Below are 18,181 nucleotides of genomic sequence, written 5' to 3'. Positions count from 1 at the left end.
CAGCACCTTCGTACAGAAGCCTGGAGGTTTCTTCATGTCCGGACCCGCCCCCGCAGCATCCGTCTCCCCCGCATCCGGCCGCCGGTGGTGGACGCTCGCCGTTCTCGCCCTCACTCAGCTCGTGGTGGTGCTCGACGCCACCATCGTGAACATCGCGTTGCCCCAGGCGCAGGCCGAGCTCGGACTCACCGACGGCCAGCGGCAGTGGGTGATCACCGCCTACGCGCTCGTGTTCGGCGCCCTGCTGCTGCTCGGCGGCCGCGTGGCCGACTACTGGGGCCGCAAGCGCAGCTACCTCGTGGGCATGGTCGGCTTCGGCGTGGCCTCGGCCTTCGGCGGACTGGCGCAGAGCGGCACCGAACTCATCGTGGCCCGCGGCTTCCAGGGGCTGTTCGCCGCCCTGCTCGCCCCCGCCGCTCTCGGCCTGCTGACCGTGACCTTCCCCTCGGGGCGCGACCGCAACACCGCGTTCGCCGTGTTCGGCGCCATCGGCGGCAGCGGCGCGGCCGTGGGCCTCGTGCTGGGCGGCGTGCTCACCGAGTTCGCCGACTGGCGCTGGTGCCTGCTGGTGAACGTCTTCTTCGTGATCGTGGGCCTGATCGGCGGCCTGCTGCTGCTGGGCGAGAGCCGCGCCGAGGGCGACAACCGCTACGACGTGTGGGGCGCGGTCACGGCATCCCTCGGTCTCGGTGCGCTCGTCTACGGCTTCACGCTCGCCGAGGACGGCTGGGGCTCGCCCAGCACCATCGGGTTCCTCGCGCTCGGCGCGGGCCTGCTCGCCCTGTTCGTGTGGGTCGAGTCGCGCGTCGCCCAGCCCCTGCTGCCGCTGCGCGTGGTGCTGAACCGGGTGCGCGGTGGCGCGTTCCTCATCCAGGCCGTCGTCGGCAGCGTGCTGCTCGGATCGACGCTCTACCTCACCTTCTACTTCCAGCTCGTGCTCGGCATGGAGCCGCTCGTCTCGGGGCTCGCGAACGTGGCGATGACCGTCGTGATCCTGATCTGCGTGCCGATCCTCACCAAGCTGCTGCCGCGCGTCGGGCCGCGCGTGCTGATGATCGCCGGACCGCTCGTCTCGGCCGCCGGCCTGTTCCTGCTCGTGCGCATCACGGTCGACGGGAACTACTGGGTGCAGGTGCTGCCCTCGCTGGTGCTGCTCGGCATCGGGCTCTCGATGCTGTTCGTGCCGCTGCAGAACCTCGCGCTGTCGGGTGTCGCCCCGCACGACGCGGGCGCGGCGGCGGCCACGGTGAACTCGGCGATGCAGATCGGCGGATCGATCGGTCTCGCGGTGTTCACCGTGCTCTACGCGGGGGCCTTCGAGGGATCGATGAAGAGCGGATCGGGCCAGCTCGCCGCCTTCACCGACGGGTACGTGGCCACCTTCGTGGGGGCCGGGGTGGCGATGCTGATCGCCGCGGCCATCGCGGTGTTCTTCATCCGCGGGCCGAAGTCGGCACTGCTGCCGCAGGGAGCCGGGGACGAGCGGGCTGTGGTGCACCTGGGCTGATGTCGGGGGTGGGGCGTACCGTCTGAGCCATGGACGTCGTACTCATCGCAGGATTCTGGTTGCAGGGCGATTCGTGGAGCGCGGTCGTGCCCGCCCTCCGCGAGGCCGGGCACACCGTGCACACGCCCACGCTGGCCGGGCTCCACTCGGTCGAGGAGGATCGCGGCGAGGTCACGCTGGCCTCGCAGACGGCGGAGGTGGTCGCGCTGCTGGATGCGCTGGATCCGTCACGGCCGGTGGTGCTCGTCGGCCACTCGGGCGGAGGTGCGATCATCCACGGGGCGGTCGACGCCCGGCCCGACCGGGTGGCGCGAGCCATCTACGTCGACAGCGGGCCGACGCCCGACGGGGTGGCCATCAACGAGCAGCTCGACAGCGTGGGCTCCGACGTGCCGCTGCCGCCGTGGGACGAATTCAGCGACACCGATCTGCGCGACCTCGACGACGACCTCCAGGAGAGCATCCGGGCCGCAGCGATCCCCGAGCCCGCGCGGGTGGCGCGCGATCCGCAGCACCTGTCCGACCCGGCGCGCTACGGGGTGCCGATCACCCTCATCAGCTGCACCTTCAGCCGCGACGAGATCGGGGAGGCGATCGCGGCCGGGGTGCCGTACTTCGCCGAGGTGCCGCTGATGCTGAGTTCGAGCATCGTGGAGCTGCCGACCGGCCACTGGCCGCAGTTCACCAAGCCCGACGAGCTGGCCGCGGCCATCCTGGATTCCATCGGCGCCTGAAACGGCCGGCTGAGACGTTTCTGGGCATCGGGTGCCCACGGATGGTTCAGCGGAAGGGTTGGGGGAGGACAAGACCGACAGAAGGAGGCACCATGCCCGATCTTTTCGCGCTCTTCCCCATCATCTTCGTGGTCGTGGCGGCCCTCGTCGTCGTCGTCTTCGTGGTGGTCATCGTGCAGATCGTCGCCAACGCGCGGCGCGTGCGCGCTTCGGGTCACAATCCGCTCACGCTGCAGAGCGATCTCGCCACGAAGCTGCTCGACAGCGAGATGCTCAGCAGCGAACGCTCCACCGAGGAGCGCCTCGGCGAGCTGGACCGCCTGCACGACAGCCACACCATCAGCGACGAGGAGTACCGCACCGCGCGAGCACGCGTGCTCGCCGACCACTAGCCGCACCGAGCGAGCGCGCCCCCGGTGGTGACGGCGCACGCGGCTCAGGCCGCCGGGGCTACGGCGAGGCGGGGGTGTCGATCGCGGCGGCCACCACACGGGCCATGGGTTTGCGGATCATGTGATCGCTCGCGTTGACCACGTGCGTGGTGACGTTACGCATCTTCGCCACGATGGCGAGGTTCTCGGGCACGAGGAACTCGTCGAAGCGGCCGTAGACGACCTCCACGGGGAGGTCGATGCGCGAGAGGTCGCTGATCACCGTCTGCTGCTCGATGCAGTTCTCCAGCGACAGCACGAAAGGCGTCCAGTTCGCCTCCGTGATCTCCATCACGTGGGCGACGGGCAGCAGCCGCGACACGATGGCCGCGTGGGCGATGGTGAAGTCCTTGTTCTTGCGGAAGTACTCGTACGCCTGCAGGTACCCGGCCATCTTCAGCCGGGCTCGCGCATCGCCGATCTCGGACGGCGCGAGGTAGACGGGCGGGCTCACGAGCACGAGCTTCCGCACGTGCGACTCGTGCGTCGCGGCGTAGCGGGTGGCGATCAGGCACCCGAGCGAATGCCCCACGAGCACGAAGGGGCGCGTGAGGTGCAGCGAGCGGACGGTGTGGGCGAGCGCGGCGACGTGTTCTTCGAGGGTGTACTTCGCGTTCTCCGGTTGCGGCGATCCGCCGAACCCCAGCAGCTCGATCGCGATCACGCGATGGGTGGGCTCGATCAACGGCCGCACGAAGGTGAAGGTGGCCGCCGAGGAGGCGATGCCGTGGATCATGACGACGATCGGACGCTCGGCGGCCTCCCCGGCCGACGCCGCCGGTTCGGGCTCACCCGAGTCGTAGGCGACGTGCAGCAGGGGCGCGTGCGGATCGCGCAGGCCTTCGATCACATCCGTGAGGCGGGACATGGCTCCACTCTGCCGTCTGCATCGACATCTGTCACGCGCGGCGGAGGGAACGGCGGCCGATCCGCGCCGCCGGCTCCCGCGCCGTCAGCTCCCGCTCTGCGCGGCCGCCCACTCGGCGACCCGCCGGGCGCCTTCCTCGGGCGAGAGGTCTTCGACGCGGGTCATGATCGACCAGCGCACGCCGAAGGGGTCGAGCACCGAGGCGTAGCGGTCGCCCGACACGAAGGTGGCGGGCTGCTCGCGCACCGTCGCGCCGGCCTTCTCGGCGGCGGCGGTGACGGCGTCGACGTGCGGCACGTAGATCGCGAGCGAGTACGGATGCCCGGCGTCCGGCTGCAGGGCCACCAGCCCGTAGGGCTCGAGCGGGTCGCTCAGCGTCATCATGCCGCTGCCGAAGTCGAGCACCGCGTGGGCCACGAGCTCGCCGCCGCCCTCGGCGGGAAAGCGCGTGACGTCGATCACGATGGCGACGAAGACGTCGCGGTAGAAGGTGATCGCGTCGTCGGCGGGAGTCACGACGATGTGCGGGGTGAGCGAGGTGGAGCCGTGCGGCAGACCGTTCGTGGTGTGCGCGCCGGTGGCGGGCTCGGTGGTCGCGGGCTCGGTGGCGGGTTCGGAGACGGATGCTGAGGGTGTGTCGGTTTCGGATGTCATGGGCCCATGCTAGAAAAGAGCCGCACCGCGCGTCTTGAACTTTTGCGACAGCGCCGGCCGAGCCCTCGACGCGAACGGAAACGCACTCATGGCCGAGCCGGAGCCCGTGTCGCTCGGGCATCTGAACCCGGGTGCCGACGGCGTCTCCTTCGACCGTTTCGAACTCGGCCCGGGCATCGGCGACCTCGTGCGGCACGTGTGGGTGGTGCGCTGGAGCGTGCCCGAGCCAGAGTCGCGGCCCCAGCGCACCCTGTCCTACCCGGCGTTCAATGCGATCCTGCAGCCGGCGGGCGCATCCGACACCAGCGGAACGCTCGGTGGCGCCGCGCTGGCGGGGCCCGATCCGCAGGTGTCGGTGGTGTCGCTGCGCGGGCGCTCGTGGGCGGTGGGAGTGCTGTTCCGGCCGGCGGCCGGGCCGCTGCTGCTCGCCGGGGACGACCCGACGGCACTCGTGGGGCGGGAGGTTCCGCTCGTAGGAACGCCGGAGGCGGCGGTCACCGCCGCGATGACCTCCGCACCGAGCGGCGACCTGGCCCGTCGGGCGCTGGTCGGCGCCCTGCGTGGCTGGCTCGTGCCCCTCGCGGCGCAGGTGGACGACCGCGGCCGGCTGATGAACGAGGTGGGACGGCTCGCGGAGACCGACCACGGCATCCTGCGCGCGACGGAACTCGCCGATCGCGCCGGATTGGGGGTGCGGTCGCTCGAGCGACTCGTGCGCGAGTACGTGGGGGTGAGCCCGAAGTGGCTGATCGAGTGCCGCCGACTACAAGGCGCCGCCACCACGCTCTACGCGCATCCGGAGACCGAGCTCAGCGGACTGGCCGCCGAACTCGGCTACGCCGACTACCCGCACTTCTCGCGTCGCTACGCGAGGTTTCTGGGCGAGACACCCGACAAGACCCGCAGAGAAGGGTCGCTCACGCGCGCTCAGCGCTCGTCGTACTTGCCCTCGTTGAGGATCTCGGAGACCTCGGTGAAGCGGTACTGGGCCGTGGCGGGGCCCTCGGAGTCGTCCGATCCGTCGGAGACGAGCTTGTAGACGAGCTGGCCCTCGCTGTACGGGAGGACGAGCTCTTCGGGGGCTCCGTCGTCGAGGGGGATGGTCTGGGCGTCGAGCGGGCCGCCGCTCAGGTGCGCGAGAGCAGGTGTAGTCATCTGACCAGGCTACCCGGCGCTGGCGGATGTCGGCGGCATCCCGCAGGATGAACCCAGCGCACTCGGATGCTCCGGTGCCCACCTCGAGGAGCCCTTGATGACCGTCGCCCGGGAGACCGCCGCCGCCGCGCCGCGGGGAACGTTCACGATCGACCCGCGCGGTGCGTTCTCGCTGGCGTCGAGCATCCGCTTCCTCGAAGGGTTCGCCCCGGCGGCGTACGAGGCCGCCGGCTCGGCCACGCTCGACTTCGCGTTCGCGCTGGAGGGGTCGTGGCAGGTGGTGGGGGTGAGCCTCGAGCAGGTGGGGTCGCAGGTGCGCGGCCGGTTGCACGCCTCACGGGCACTCCGGCGCGAGGAGCTGTCGGCCGCCCGCACGCAGGTGGAGCGCATCCTCTCGCTCGACGTCGACGGCACCGCCTTCGAGGCCGTGGGCGAGCGCGACGAGGTGGTCGCGGGCGTTCAGCGGCGCTACCCGGGTCTTCGTCCGGTGTGCTTCTGGTCGTGGTACGAGGCCGCGGCCTGGGCCATCATCGGGCAGCGCATCCGGATGACGCAGGCGGCGCAGATCAAGCAGCGGATGAGCGACGAGCTCGGCGAGAGCGTGGTGGTGAACGGCGTGGCCCGGTCGGCCTTCCCGGCGCCGGCCGTGCTGGCCCGGCTCGAGGGCTTCCGCGGGCTCGTCGGCCCCAAGGTCGAGCGACTGAGGGCGCTCGGCGAGGCCGCCCGGCGCAATGTGTTCGACAGCGCCTCGCTGCGCGCGATGCCCCGTGAGGAGGCGCTCGAGGCGCTGAAGTCCCTGCCCGGCATCGGGCCGTTCTCGGCCGAGCTGATCCTGCTGCGCGGGGCGGGCGATCCCGATCACGCACCCCTGCACGAGCCCCGCTTCCTCACGGCGCTCAGCCACGCCTACCGGCTGCCGTCGGCTCCGGATGCCGCGACCCTCGCCGAGGTCACGGCCGCCTGGTCGCCCTTCCGCACCTGGGTCACGCTGCTGCTGCGCGTGCAGCTGGAGGACGACACGCACGAGACGGCCGGCGCTGCCGGCGGCGACGGCGGCTGACCCGCGGCCGCCGGCTCAGGGTGCGCGCACGTACTCCAGCGCCGCCGCGGCGAAGCGGATCCACTCCCCCGGTGCGCTCGGCGGGATGCTCACCCAGTCCTTGAACGGATGCCCCTTCTCCGACGGGTCGAACAGCTCGGCCTCGGGGATGCGCAGCGCCTCGGCGTGCTCGGGCGTCTCGGCGCCCAGCTTGAGGCCGAGCAGCTCACCGTTCAGGCAGGCGAACATCGTGCCCTGCAGGGTCAGGATGGGCCGCCCCATCATCCGCCCGCGCACGATGGCCGGGTCGCCGAGCTCGGCCACCACGAGGTCGAGGCGCTCGAGCGCCTCCTCCGAAGGAACCGGTGCCGCCATCCCGACCTCCTTCCGCTCTCCTGAGCCGGTGGACTCAGCCTAGGAGGCGTAGGCGCCGACGAGTCGGACGGCTCCGCCGTCGACGCCCTTGGCGCCCTGCTCGAAGCCCTCGAGGGACTCCGGTGAGCGGGGGGCGGTGGAGACGGTGCCGACCTGCCAGGTGCGGATGCCCTCCGCCTGGATCGCGGTGGTGACGCGGGCCGCGGCGGCGGCATCCACCACGGCGAAGAAGCCGATGCCGAGGTTCCAGGTGCCCTCGCTGCTCTCCAGCGTGGAGCCGGCGAGCGAGGAGAGCACACGGAACACGGGAGCGGGCGACCACGTGGAGCGGTCGACCTCCACCCACGATCCGCGGGGCAGCACGCGCGCGAGGTTCGCCGCGATGCCGCCGCCGGTGACGTGCGAGAGCGAATGGATGGCGCCGTTCAGCGCCGGGATGGCGAGCACGCGCACGAGCGGTCCGCTGTAGAGACGGGTGGGTTCCAGCAGCACCTCGCCGACCGTGCCGCCGAAGTCGTCGGAGTGGGACGCGTAGTCCAGCGACGCCGAGGCGAGGATGTGCCGCACGAGCGAGTAGCCGTTGGAGTGCAGTCCCGAGGATTCCAGGGCGAGCACGACGTCGCCGTCGCGCACCCGCTCGGCGCCGAGCACGGCATCCGCCTCGACGGCGCCCACCGCGGCGCCCGCCACGTCGTAGTCGTCTTCGCCCATCAGCCCCGGGTGCTCGGCGGTCTCGCCGCCGACCAGCGCGGTGCCGGTGTCGGAGCAGGCGCGGGCGATGCCGGCCACGATGGTGGCGATGCGCTCGGGAACCACCTTGCCGCAGGCGATGTAGTCGGTCATGAACAGCGGCTTCGCGCCCACCACGACGATGTCGTCGACCACCATGCCCACGAGGTCTTGGCCGATGGTGTCGTGCTTGTCGAGGGCCTGCGCGATGGCGATCTTGGTGCCCACGCCGTCGGTCGAGGTGGCGAGCAGCGGATGCTCGAACGCTTTGAGCGCCGAGGCGTCGAAGAGCCCGGCGAAGCCGCCCACCCCGCCCAGCACCTCGGGGCCGTGGGTGCGCTGCACCGCCGCCTTCATCAGCTCGACGGCGCGGTCGCCCGCCTCCGTGTCGACTCCGGCCGCGGCGTAACTGTTGCTCATGCGTCCATTCTCGCGGACCGGCGCCGATCCGTGCGACACGGGCCGCCGGATCGGCGCCGACCCGGTCAGAACGAACAGGCGGTGAGGTTCGCGACCGCCGGCGAAAGGGAGTTCGGACCGCCGAGCAGCACCACGTCCTTCACGCCGAGACGGGTGAATTCGGCGAGCACGCCGGTCGGCACGCACTCGGTGGGGACGACGTAGAGAGGGGCGTCCGACATCCCGGCCAGGACGCCGCCGGCCAAAGCATCAGGGAAGTTGTACCCGGTGGCGAGATAGGCCGTGGACGCGGACTGGAACGCGAAGGCGTTCAGATTGATGGAGGCCTGAAACCGGTCTGCCCCGTCGATACGGTTCACCGCGGCCGGCACCGTCCCCAACGAGGTGACCACCTCCGGACGCACCGAGTTCACACCGCCGACGACCGTGATGGAGTCGGTGCCCATCGTGCGGAACAGATCGAGCGTGGGCGTGCTGACGGTGGCCGCACCTCCGTTGACCAGGACGACCGGTACGCGCTCCGACCCCGCCGCCCCGCCTGCGGAGAGCGCATCCGGGAAGGTCGATCCCGTCGCCGCGTAGGCGTGCGCCACCGAGCCGAACGCGCCCGCGACCACGGCACGTCCGGCCTCGTAGCGGTCCGCGCCGCTGCGGCGCTGCACGTCGACCCCGGGAACCAGGGACTCGAGTGTGGTGACGACCGCTTCGGAGACCGAGTTCGGGCCGCCGACCACGATGATGCGGCCGGGGTTCAGCCGCGCGATCTTCTCGGCCGCGGCGGTCGGGACGTCGTCCTTGGTCACCAGCAGCAGCGGCCCGCCCTCCTTCGCCGCGGCAGGGCCGGCGCTCAGCGCGTCGGGGTAGGTGAGCCCGGTGGCGACGTAGACGACCGGGGCCGTCGTGGCTCCCGGGAATTCGCGCTCGGCGACCGCCACGGCGACATCGAAGCGATCGGCGCCCTGGATACGATCGACGGTGGGCTTCGCGGCGATGGTGAAGCCGCCCGTGATCTCCGTCGACACCGAGCTGCCGGAACCGAAGGCGGCGTGCAGTCGGTAGGTGTGCTCGCCGACTGCCTTGTTCTGCAGGTCGAGCGACCAGGTGCCGTCGGGGTTGACCGGGATGAAGACGGGCGCCCCATCGAGCCAGCCCTGGACCGTGAAGTGGGTGGATCCGTAGGGAAGCGTTCCCCGGAGGCTCTGGCCCTGATAGAGCGGCGCCCCGGGGGTCGGTGCGGTGATGACGGGGGCGGACGCCTGCACGGCGATCTCCCACATCGACAGCCGGGAGATGACGTTCTGCCGGCTGGAGGAGATCGGGAAGGTGCCGGAGATCTGATCGGTCTCGGAGCAGTTCTGGTAGCTGCCGAACGACACCAGGCCGATGGCGTTGGGGCCCGAGACCACGGCGCCGCCACTGTCGCCGTGCAGGCTGCACATGTCGGAGACGTACGAGTTGATCTGGGTGCCCTCCACGTCGGCCAGGTAGTCGACGGCGAGCACGTGACCGCAGGTCCAGCCCGAGGTGCGGCCCGACTTGCAGATCACCTGACCCTCGATCGCCCGGGAGTAGTCGCGCACCGTGGAGACTCCCGAGCCGACTGCCCCGGCGTTGCCGCCCCAGGTGCCCACCTGCGGGCGAGGGGTCCAGCCCGACGCCGTGGAGATGAGGTTCGCGTCGAAACCGTCGCCGAAGTTGAGCGCACCGGCCAGTTGGGAGCCCAGGGTGATGCCCGTCGAGGAGACCGCGTCGGGGCGGGGCTGGACGAGCTCGCTCAGCACCCCGCTGGTGGGGTAGCAGTGGCCCGCCGTGAGGAAGGCGGGCTTGCCGGTCGAGACGTCGGTGCCGTTGAAGCCCACCGAGCAGGAGTACCGGCCGCTGCCCTGGGTGAAGGCGTAGGCCTGGCCGCCCACGAGGTCTTTCTGCAGCGACACGTCGTAGGAGGAGAAGTCGGGTGTCTCGGGCGCACCGATCTCGGCCGTGGCGTTCGCCGCTTCGACGGCCGCGACATCGCTCTCGGAGGCCACGTTCACGATCAGCGAGGTGCCGTCGAGCCGGGATCCGAGCACGTCGACGCCCTCCCCCGTGAGCGCGTCGACGACGCTGACCGCATCGGCCGCCGCGGCGGCATTGGCGAGGTAGTCCTCCGGGGTTCCCCCGGTGTCGGCGGCGATCGCCTGGGCGAGATCGGGTGCCACCTCGGCTGCCTGCGCGGTGAAGTCCGACGTCGGGTACTGCCCCATCACGACCCGCTCGTCGGGCATGACCGGCGTGGGATCGCCGGCCTCGGCGGCGGCGGTGGGGACCGTGCCGGTGGCGCCGGCCGCGATGGGCGTGGCCGCGAGGGAGGCGCCCACGAGGGCGAAGGCGGTGAGCGTGCCGAGGAGGCCGGCGCGGCGGACACGGAGGGACATCGGTCGTGCCTCTCGATCGGGCCGAGAGCGGACGTCGCCATCCGGAGGCGATGTCGGCATCGACGCGCGAGTCCCCCGGCTCGGATCGGCTCCATCATACGCACCGCGGGACAGCGCACACGCACCGCGGGACAGCGCACACGCACCGCGGGACGGCCTCTCCGGCGTCAGGGATCCGCGCTCGGGTCGGGCTCGAATCGGTAGCCCATCCCGGTCTCGGTGAGGATGTGCACGGGTCGCGACGGATCGGGCTCGAGCTTCTTGCGGAGCTGGCCGATGTACAGCCGCAGGTAACCGGTCTCGTGCACGTTGGGGGTGCCCCAGATCTCGGTGAAGAGGTCGGCGTGGGTGAGCAGCCGGTGCGGGTTGCGCGCGAGCAGTTCGAGGATCTTCCACTCCGTCGGCGTGAGCCGGATGGCACCCCGCCGGCCTTCCCGGCTGACGACGTGCGACACCAGGTCGATCGTCACCCCGCTGAGCGTGACGACCGGCCGGTTGAGCGTCGTGGGCGTGCGCCGGGTGAGCGCGCGCACCCGGGCGAGCAGCTCGTCGATGGCGAAGGGCTTGGTGACGTAGTCGTCGGCGCCGGCATCGAGGGCGTCGACCTTGTCGGCGGCATCCGTTCGCCCGGACACCACGAGGATCGGCAGCGACGACCAGGCCCGCACCGTGCGGATGACGTCGAGCCCGTCGAGGTGCGGCATGCCGAGGTCGAGGATGAGCAGCTCGGGCGGGGTCTTCGACGCCGCGGCGATGGTCTCCCGGCCGTCGGTGGCCGTGATGACCTCGTGCCCCTGCGAGCCGAGGGTCACCCGCAGGGCCCGCAGGATCTGCGGGTCGTCGTCGGCGATCAGGATCCTCACGCGCCGACCGACCCCGAGGAGACCGCGCTCAGGGTGACCACCATCGTCGACCCGCCGAGAGGGGTCTCCTCGAACTCGAGCGTTCCGTTCATCCCTTCGACGAATCCTTTCGAGAGGGCGAGGCCGAGGCCGAGGCCCGTGGTGTTGTCGGTGTCGCCCAGGCGCTGGAACGGCACGAAGATGTCTTCCCGCCGGTCGTCCGGCACGCCCATCCCGCGGTCGATGATCCTGATCTGCACCCTGTCGTGGAACGCGGATGCGGCGATCACCACCTTCTGGTCGGCCGGCGAGTACTTCAGCGCGTTGGAGAGCAGGTTCACCAGCACCCGTTCCAGCAGCACCGGGTCGGCCTCGAGCTGCGGCAGCCCGGCCGGGATCTCGAGGTCGACGGCCTCGGGCCCCACCCCCAGCTCTTCCAGCGTCGCCGGCACGAGGTCGACCAGGTCGACGCTCTCCAGCGCCACCGCGAGGGCCCCGGCCTGCACGCGACTGACGTCGAGCAGGTTGGTCAGCAGGTCGGTGAGCTGCTTGAGCGCGGTCTCGGCGGTGTCGAGCAGTTCCTCGCGGTCGTCGGCGGAGAGCTGCGGGCCCGAGGCGTGCAGCCCGGTCACCGCGGCGGTGGCGGCGGCCAGCGGGCGGCGCAGGTCGTGCCCGACGGCGGCGAGCAGTGCGCTGCGCACCTTGTCGGCTGCGGCCAGCGGCGCCATCTCGCGGGCGGTCTCCTCGAGGTCGGCGTGCTCCAGCGCGTTCGCGAGCTGCAGCACGATCACGCCGAGCAGCCGCCTGTCGGAGCCCTGCAGGGCGCGGCCGTGCAGCTCGAGCACGGCCTCGTCGTTGATCGGCACCCGGTCGAGGGAGTCGTCGCCCGCGGGCTCGCCGTCGGAGGCGAGCACGCGATCGCCGATCAGGATGCGCACGCCCGTGAGCCCGAAGGCCTCCCGGGTGCGGGTCACGAACGCCTGGAAGGCGTCCTGCCCGCGCAGCACCTCGCCGGCCACGCCGACGATCAGCTCGGACTCCGCCGCGGAGCGCCGGGCGGCCCGGCTGCGGCGGGCGGCCTGGTCGACGACGATGCTCACCAGCACCGCGATCAGCACGTAGAGGAACAGGGCGAGCAGGTGCAGCGGCTCGTCGACGGTGACGGTGTAGAGCGGATCGACGAAGAAGAAGTCGAGGGTGATGCCGCTGAGCACCGCGGCGAACAGGGCCGGCCAGATGCCGCCGACCAGGGCGACGACCACCACGAGCAGCTGATAGCTGAGCACGTCGGAGGTGATCGAGTCCTCGTTGCGGAACGACGCCAGCAGCCAGGTGAGCAGCGGCCCGCCGGCGAGCGCGAGCACGAAGGCGTACATGCGGCGCCGCACGGTGAGCGAGCCGTGCGGGTGCGGAAGGGAGAGCCGCGAGCCGCCGGCCGCGGCGTGGTTGACGATGTGCACGTCGATGTCGCCCGACTCGCGGATGACCGTGGCTCCGATGCCCGGGCCCGTCGCAGCGGCCAGGCGGCTGCGGCGGCTCACCCCGATCACCAGCTGGCTGGCGTTGGAGGCTTTGGCGAACTGCACGAGCGCCTGCGGGATGTCGCTGCCGACCACCTGATGGAAGCTGCCGCCGAGGCTCTCCACGAGCGAGCGCTGCGCGTCGAGGGCACCGGGGGCCGCCTGGCGGAGCCCGTCCTGACTGGTGACGTGCACGGCGAGCAACTGACCGCCGGCCGAGCGGGCGGCGATGCGCGAGCCGCGCCGCAGCAGGGTCTCGCCCTCCGGTCCGCCGGTGAGGGCGACCACCACCCGCTCCCGGGCCTCCCACTTCTGCCCGATGCCGTGCTCGGTGCGGTACTTCTGCAGGGACGAGTCGACCTCGTCGGCCAGCCAGAGCAGGGCGAGTTCGCGGAGGGCGGTGAGGTTGCCGAGCCGGAAGTAGTTCGACAGCGCCGCGTCAATCCGTGCCTCGGGATAGACGACGCCCTCGGAGAGGCGGTCGCGCAGGGCTTGCGGAGCCAGGTCGACGACCTCGATCTGGTCGGCCTCGCGCAGCACCGCATCCGGGATCGTCTCGCGCTGGGGCACCCCGGTGATCTGCTGCACGACGTCGTTCAGCGACTCGATGTGCTGGATGTTCACCGTCGAGATCACGTCGATGCCCGCGTCGAGCAGGGTCTCGACGTCGCGCCAGCGCTTCTCGTGCGCGAGCCCCGGAGCGTTGGTGTGGGCGAGCTCGTCGACCAGGGCCACCTGGGGCGCCCGGGCGATCACGGCGTCGAGGTCCATCTCCTCCAGCTCCACGCCGCGATGCGAGACGCGGGTGCGGGGCACGATCTCGAAGCCCAGCGTCATCGCCCTGGTGGCCGTGCGGCCGTGGGTCTCCACCACCGCCACGACCACGTCCTTGCCCTGCGAGCGCAGCCGCCGGCCCTCCTCGAGCATGGCGTAGGTCTTGCCCACGCCCGGGGCGGCCCCGAGCAGTACCCGGAGCCGCCCCTGCTTCATCGCGCCTCCCGGGCGGATCGCCGCGCCATCAGCTGCCGAGCTGCGCGAGCGCGACGTTCAGCTGCAGCACGTTGACGGTCGGCTCGCCGAGGTAGCCGAGGTCGCGGCCCTGCACGAAGGCGTCGACGAGGCCGGTCACCTCGCTCTCGTCGAGGCCGCGGGCATCCGCCACCCGGGCGACCTGCTCGTAGGCGTACTCGGGGCTGATGTGCGGGTCGAGCCCGGAGCCGGAGGTGGTGAGCGCGTCGACCGGGATGTCGTTCTCGGCCACCCCGTCGCTCTCGGCGATCGCTGCCTGGCGGGCCTGGATCTCGGCGAGGAAGTCCTCGTTCTCGGGCCCGTAGTTCGAGCCCACCGAGGCGCCGCCGTCGTAGCCGGCCGCGGAGGGGCGCGACTGGAACCACCCGGGCAAGGCGGTGCCGTCGTCGTCGGTGAACGACTGGCCGATCAGCGACGAGCCGACCGGCTCGCCGTCGACGGTCACGATCGAGCCGTTGGCCTGGGCCGGCAGCGCGAGCTGACCGATGCCGAGGATCGCGACGGGGTAGGCGATGCCGAGCACGACCGTGACGACGATCATGTAGCGGATCGCGACCCAGTAGGGGCGGGCGAACCCGCGATTGGTAGCCATGTGCGTTGTCCTGTTCTGACCTGGTCTGGTCTGTCTGGTCTAGAAGCCGGGGATGAGGCTGACGAGGAGGTCGATGATCTTGATGCCCACGAAGGGCGCGATCACCCCGCCGAGGCCGTAGATGAGGATGTTGCGGCTGAGGATGCGCGAGGCCGACATCGGACGGTACTTCACACCCCGCAGGGCGAGCGGGATGAGTACCACGATCACCAGCGCGTTGAAGATCACGGCCGAGAGGATGGCCGACGACGGCGAGTGCAGGCCCATGATGTTGAGCAGGCCGAGACCCGGGAACACCGCGGCGAACATGGCCGGGATGATGGCGAAGTACTTCGCCACGTCGTTCGCGATCGAGAACGTCGTCAGGGCTCCGCGGGTGATGAGCAGCTGCTTGCCGATCGCCACGATGTCGATGAGCTTCGTGGGGTCGGAGTCGAGGTCGACCATGTTGCCGGCCTCCTTCGCGGCCGAGGTGCCCGTGTTCATCGCCACGCCGACATCCGCCTGGGCCAGGGCCGGGGCGTCGTTGGTGCCGTCGCCGGTCATGGCGACCAGCCGCCCGCCCTCCTGCTCCTTCTTGATCAGCGCGAGCTTGTCCTCGGGGGTGGCCTCGGCGAGGTAGTCGTCGACACCGGCCTCCTCGGCGATGGCCTTCGCGGTGAGCGGGTTGTCGCCCGTGATCATGACGGTGCGGATGCCCATCGAGCGCAGCTCGGCGAAGCGGGAGGCCATGCCCTCCTTCACGATGTCCTTGAGGTAGACGACCCCGAGGAGCTGGGCCGGCTGCCCCTTCTCGCGTGTCGCCACGACGAGCGGGGTGCCGCCCAGCCCGGCGATCGCGTCGGTCTGCTCCTGCAGCTCGTCGAACAGCGAGCTGCCCGCCGTGCCGCTCTCGCGCGCCCAGGCGGTGACGGCCGAGCCGGCGCCCTTGCGGATCTGGCGGCCGTCGGCGAAGTCGATCCCGCTCATCCGGGTCTGCGCGGTGAAGGGAACGATCTCGCCGTCGACCGTCGACGGCCGGCGGAACCCCTGCTGTTCAGCCAGGTCGACGATCGACTTGCCTTCGGGCGTGGGGTCGGAGAGCGACGACAGGGCGGCCGCGTCGCGGAGGGCGATGCCGTCGACGCCGGTCAGGGCGCGGAACTCGGAGGCGCGGCGGTTGCCGTAGGTGATCGTGCCCGTCTTGTCCATCAGCAGGGTGGTCACGTCGCCGGCGGCCTCGACCGCGCGGCCCGACATCGCCAGCACGTTGCGCTGCACCAGCCGGTCCATGCCGGCGATGCCGATGGCCGAGAGCAGCGCGCCGATGGTGGTGGGGATGAGGCACACCAGCAGGGCGACCATCACGGCGATCGAGGGCGCGGCATCCGAATACCCGGCGATGGGGCCGAGGGTGAGCACGACGATCAGGAAGATGATCGACAGGCTCGCGAGCAGGATGTTGAGCGCGATCTCGTTCGGCGTCTTCTGGCGCGACGCGCCCTCGACGAGGCGGATCATGCGGTCGACGAAGGTCTCCCCCGGCTTCGAGGTGATCTTCACCACGACGCGGTCGGAGAGCACCCGCGTTCCGCCGGTGACGGCGCTGCGGTCGCCGCCGGATTCCCGCACCACGGGCGCGGACTCACCGGTGATGGCCGACTCGTCGATGGAGGCGATGCCGTCGATGATGTCGCCGTCGCCGGGAACGAGCTCGCCGGCCACGACCACCACCACGTCGCCGAGTTTCAGATCAGCGGATGCCACGGCGGTGGTGCCGGCCTTCGACGCCGCCGGGTCGCCCGCCGCGTCGTAGCTCACCACGCGGGCGGCCATCGTGCTGGTGCGGGTGGCACGGAGGGTGGCGGCCTGCGCCTTGCCGCGGCCTTCGGCCACCGACTCCGCGAGGTTCGCGAACAGCACGGTGAGCCAGAGCCACACGGCGATGGCCCAGGTGAACGCCAGCGAGGTGGCCTGCGGCCCGGTCTCGGCGGGCAGGAAGGGCTGGGCGATGGCGATCACCGTGGTGAGGGCCGCGCCCACCTCCACGAGGAACATGACGGGGTTGTGCCACATCTCGCGCGGGTCGAGCTTGCGCACGGCACCGGGCAGGCCCTTCGCCAGTTGAGCGAGGCTGAAGGTGCGCGCGCCGGGCACAGGCTCCGTGGTGGCGGGTCGGGTTGACGGCTCGGGTGAGCTGGTCGGGGTGAGCGTGGACATTACTGAAGCCCTTCGGCGAGCGGTCCGAGTGCGAGCACGGGGAAGTAGGTGAGAGCGACGACGATGAGCACGACGCCGACGAGGAGGCCCACGAACTGCGGGCGGTGGGTGGGCAGGGTGCCGGCGGTTGTGGGCACCTTGCTCTGCGCGGCCAGCGAGCCGGCCAGGGCGAGCACGAACACGATCGGCACGAAGCGGCCGAGCAGCATCGCCACGCCGAGCGCGGTGTTGAACCACGGGGTGTTGGCGGTGATGCCGGCGAACGCCGATCCGTTGTTGTTGCCGGCCGAGGTGAACGCGTAGAGCACCTCGGTGAAGCCGTGCAGGCCCGGGTTCCAGATCGAGGTGCCCTCGACGTCCTCCCGGATGGCCGGGATCGCGAAGCTGAGCGCGGTGCCGACCAGCACGATCGTGGGCGTGGCCAGGATGTAGAGGCTCGCCAGCTTGATCTCGCGCGGGCCGAGCTTCTTGCCCAGGTACTCCGGGGTGCGGCCGACCAGGAGGCCCGCGATGAACACGGTGATGATCGCGATGATCAGCATGCCGTAGAGACCCGATCCGACTCCGCCGGGGGCGATCTCGCCGAGCATCATGTTGAACAGCGTCATCATGCCGCCGAGCGAGGTGAAGCTGTCGTGCATCGAGTTCACGGCACCCGTCGAGGTGATCGTGGAGGTGGTGGCGAACAGCGTCGACGCGGCGATGCCGAACCTCTGCTCCTTGCCCTCCATGGCCCCGCCGGCGAGCTGCGGGCCGGTGCCGGATCCGATGATCTCGAACGTGGTCAGCGCGGCGAGCGAGACGAGGAACAGCGTGCCCATCGCGGCGAGGATCGCGAAGCCCTGGCGGGTGTCGCCGACCATCTTGCCGAAGGTGCGGGGAAGGGAGAACGGGATGGCGAGCATCAGCACGATCTCGAACAGGTTCGTCCACGGGGTGGGGTTCTCGAACGGATGCGCCGAGTTCACATTGAAGAAGCCGCCCCCGTTCGTGCCGAGCATCTTGATGGCCTCCTGGGAAGCCACCGGCCCGCCGGGAACGGTCGCGGTGCCGCCGGTCAGCGACGTCACCTCGGTGAAGCCGTTGACGTTCTGGATCACGCCTCCCGCGATCAGCACGATGCTCGAGATCACCGCGAGCGGCAGCAGGATGCGGAATGTGGCGCGGGTCAGGTCGACCCAGAAGTTGCCGAGCGTGCCCGTGCTGCGGCGGGAGAACCCGCGGATGAGGGCGACGGCGACAGCGATGCCCACACCGGCCGAGACGAAGTTCTGCACCGCGAGACCGGCGATCTGCACGGTGTAGCCCATGGTCACTTCGGGCGAGTACGACTGCCAGTTCGTGTTCGTCACGAACGAGACCGCCGTGTTGAACGAGAGCCCTTCGGGAACGGCCGGCAGGCCCAGCGAGTAGGGCAGCACCGCCTGCAGCCGCTGCAGGGCGTAGACGAACAGCACGCCGATGAGCGAGAAGGCGAGCACACCGCGCAGGTAGGCGCCCCAGGTCTGCTCGCCGGCGGAATCGACGCCGACGACACGGTAGAGGCCGCGTTCGACCTTGAGGTCTTTGGCGGAGGTGAAGGTCCACGCCATGTAGTCGCCCAAGGGGCGGTGGATCACCGCGAGGATGATCGCGAGGGTCGCCAGCTGGGCGACCAGAAGCCACGCTTCCAT

16 protein-coding genes are annotated in these 18,181 nt (G+C 70.9%); 5 read left to right on the top strand and 11 right to left on the bottom strand.

Going from position 1 to position 18,181, the window contains the following annotated elements; genetic code table 11:
• Nucleotides 1-34 precede the first annotated feature (34 nt).
• The 3 genes from ACN4JJ_RS00725 (at nt 35) to ACN4JJ_RS00715 (ending at nt 2,633) form a co-directional block, all read left to right on the top strand.
• Nucleotides 35-1,507, top strand: a complete 1,473-nt coding sequence (locus ACN4JJ_RS00725) for an MFS transporter (protein ID WP_440707988.1) — start codon at nt 35-37, stop codon at nt 1,505-1,507.
• A gap of 29 nt (nt 1,508-1,536) precedes the next feature.
• Nucleotides 1,537-2,241, top strand: a complete 705-nt coding sequence (locus ACN4JJ_RS00720) for an alpha/beta fold hydrolase (protein ID WP_440707987.1) — start codon at nt 1,537-1,539, stop codon at nt 2,239-2,241.
• Between the two features lie 92 nt (nt 2,242-2,333).
• On the top strand, nt 2,334-2,633 hold the full coding sequence (locus tag ACN4JJ_RS00715; RefSeq protein WP_440707986.1) for a hypothetical protein: 300 nt from the start codon (nt 2,334-2,336) through the stop codon (nt 2,631-2,633).
• A gap of 58 nt (nt 2,634-2,691) precedes the next feature.
• Here ACN4JJ_RS00715 and ACN4JJ_RS00710 read toward each other — a convergent pair whose 3' ends face one another.
• Together ACN4JJ_RS00710 and ACN4JJ_RS00705 are read right to left on the bottom strand one after the other, a co-directional pair.
• Entirely contained in the window at nt 2,692-3,540 is an 849-nt protein-coding gene (locus ACN4JJ_RS00710) for an alpha/beta fold hydrolase (RefSeq protein ID WP_440707985.1), read from the bottom strand.
• A gap of 84 nt (nt 3,541-3,624) precedes the next feature.
• Complete coding sequence (locus ACN4JJ_RS00705; protein WP_440707984.1) at nt 3,625-4,194, bottom strand: VOC family protein; 570 nt, start codon at nt 4,192-4,194, stop codon at nt 3,625-3,627.
• 88 nt (nt 4,195-4,282) lie between these two features.
• Here ACN4JJ_RS00705 and ACN4JJ_RS00700 point away from each other — a divergent pair, with 88 nt between their 5' ends.
• Nucleotides 4,283-5,233 (top strand): AraC family transcriptional regulator, encoded by a 951-nt coding sequence (locus tag ACN4JJ_RS00700; protein WP_440707983.1) that lies wholly within the window; start codon nt 4,283-4,285, stop codon nt 5,231-5,233.
• Here ACN4JJ_RS00700 and ACN4JJ_RS00695 read toward each other — a convergent pair.
• Nucleotides 5,122-5,349, bottom strand: a complete 228-nt coding sequence (locus ACN4JJ_RS00695; RefSeq protein ID WP_440707982.1) for a response regulator — start codon at nt 5,347-5,349, stop codon at nt 5,122-5,124. The genes ACN4JJ_RS00700 and ACN4JJ_RS00695 overlap by 112 nt on opposite strands.
• A gap of 97 nt (nt 5,350-5,446) precedes the next feature.
• Between ACN4JJ_RS00695 and ACN4JJ_RS00690 the strand changes: the two genes are divergently transcribed.
• On the top strand, nt 5,447-6,409 hold the full coding sequence (locus ACN4JJ_RS00690; RefSeq protein WP_440707981.1) for a DNA-3-methyladenine glycosylase family protein: 963 nt from the start codon (nt 5,447-5,449) through the stop codon (nt 6,407-6,409).
• A gap of 15 nt (nt 6,410-6,424) precedes the next feature.
• On the opposite strand, the gene ACN4JJ_RS00685 is transcribed toward ACN4JJ_RS00690, so the two are convergent.
• The 8 genes from ACN4JJ_RS00685 to kdpA form a co-directional block, all read right to left on the bottom strand.
• Nucleotides 6,425-6,763: a hypothetical protein gene (locus ACN4JJ_RS00685; RefSeq protein WP_440707980.1), complete on the bottom strand. Its 339-nt coding sequence runs from the start codon at nt 6,761-6,763 to the stop codon at nt 6,425-6,427.
• A 39-nt stretch (nt 6,764-6,802) separates the two neighbouring features.
• Complete coding sequence (purM, locus tag ACN4JJ_RS00680; protein WP_440707979.1) at nt 6,803-7,912, bottom strand: phosphoribosylformylglycinamidine cyclo-ligase; 1,110 nt, start codon at nt 7,910-7,912, stop codon at nt 6,803-6,805.
• Nucleotides 7,913-7,977: 65 nt separating this feature from the next.
• Nucleotides 7,978-10,326 carry a cell wall-binding repeat-containing protein gene (locus ACN4JJ_RS00675; protein WP_440707978.1) on the bottom strand — a complete coding sequence of 783 codons (2,349 nt, stop codon included), beginning with the start codon at nt 10,324-10,326 and terminating at the stop codon, nt 7,978-7,980.
• Nucleotides 10,327-10,493: 167 nt separating this feature from the next.
• Nucleotides 10,494-11,189: a response regulator gene (locus ACN4JJ_RS00670; protein WP_440707977.1), complete on the bottom strand. Its 696-nt coding sequence runs from the start codon at nt 11,187-11,189 to the stop codon at nt 10,494-10,496.
• Complete coding sequence (locus ACN4JJ_RS00665; protein WP_440707976.1) at nt 11,186-13,678, bottom strand: DUF4118 domain-containing protein; 2,493 nt, start codon at nt 13,676-13,678, stop codon at nt 11,186-11,188. Before ACN4JJ_RS00665 ends, ACN4JJ_RS00670 begins: the two co-directional genes overlap by 4 nt.
• Nucleotides 13,679-13,706: 28 nt before the next feature.
• Entirely contained in the window at nt 13,707-14,309 is a 603-nt protein-coding gene (gene kdpC, locus ACN4JJ_RS00660) for a potassium-transporting ATPase subunit KdpC (RefSeq protein ID WP_440707975.1), read from the bottom strand.
• A gap of 39 nt (nt 14,310-14,348) precedes the next feature.
• Nucleotides 14,349-16,508: a potassium-transporting ATPase subunit KdpB gene (gene kdpB, locus ACN4JJ_RS00655; protein ID WP_440707974.1), complete on the bottom strand. Its 2,160-nt coding sequence runs from the start codon at nt 16,506-16,508 to the stop codon at nt 14,349-14,351.
• Nucleotides 16,508-18,181, bottom strand: coding sequence for a potassium-transporting ATPase subunit KdpA (kdpA, locus tag ACN4JJ_RS00650; protein WP_440707973.1), 1,674 nt, complete (start codon nt 18,179-18,181; stop codon nt 16,508-16,510). Before kdpA ends, kdpB begins: the two co-directional genes overlap by 1 nt.

Origin of the sequence: Herbiconiux dendrobii (genome assembly GCF_052048175.1) — a bacterium.
Lineage (GTDB): Bacteria > Actinomycetota > Actinomycetes > Actinomycetales > Microbacteriaceae > Herbiconiux.
Note: the sequence above shows the minus strand (reverse complement) of the source record. Positions and strands in the feature narration are given on the sequence as shown.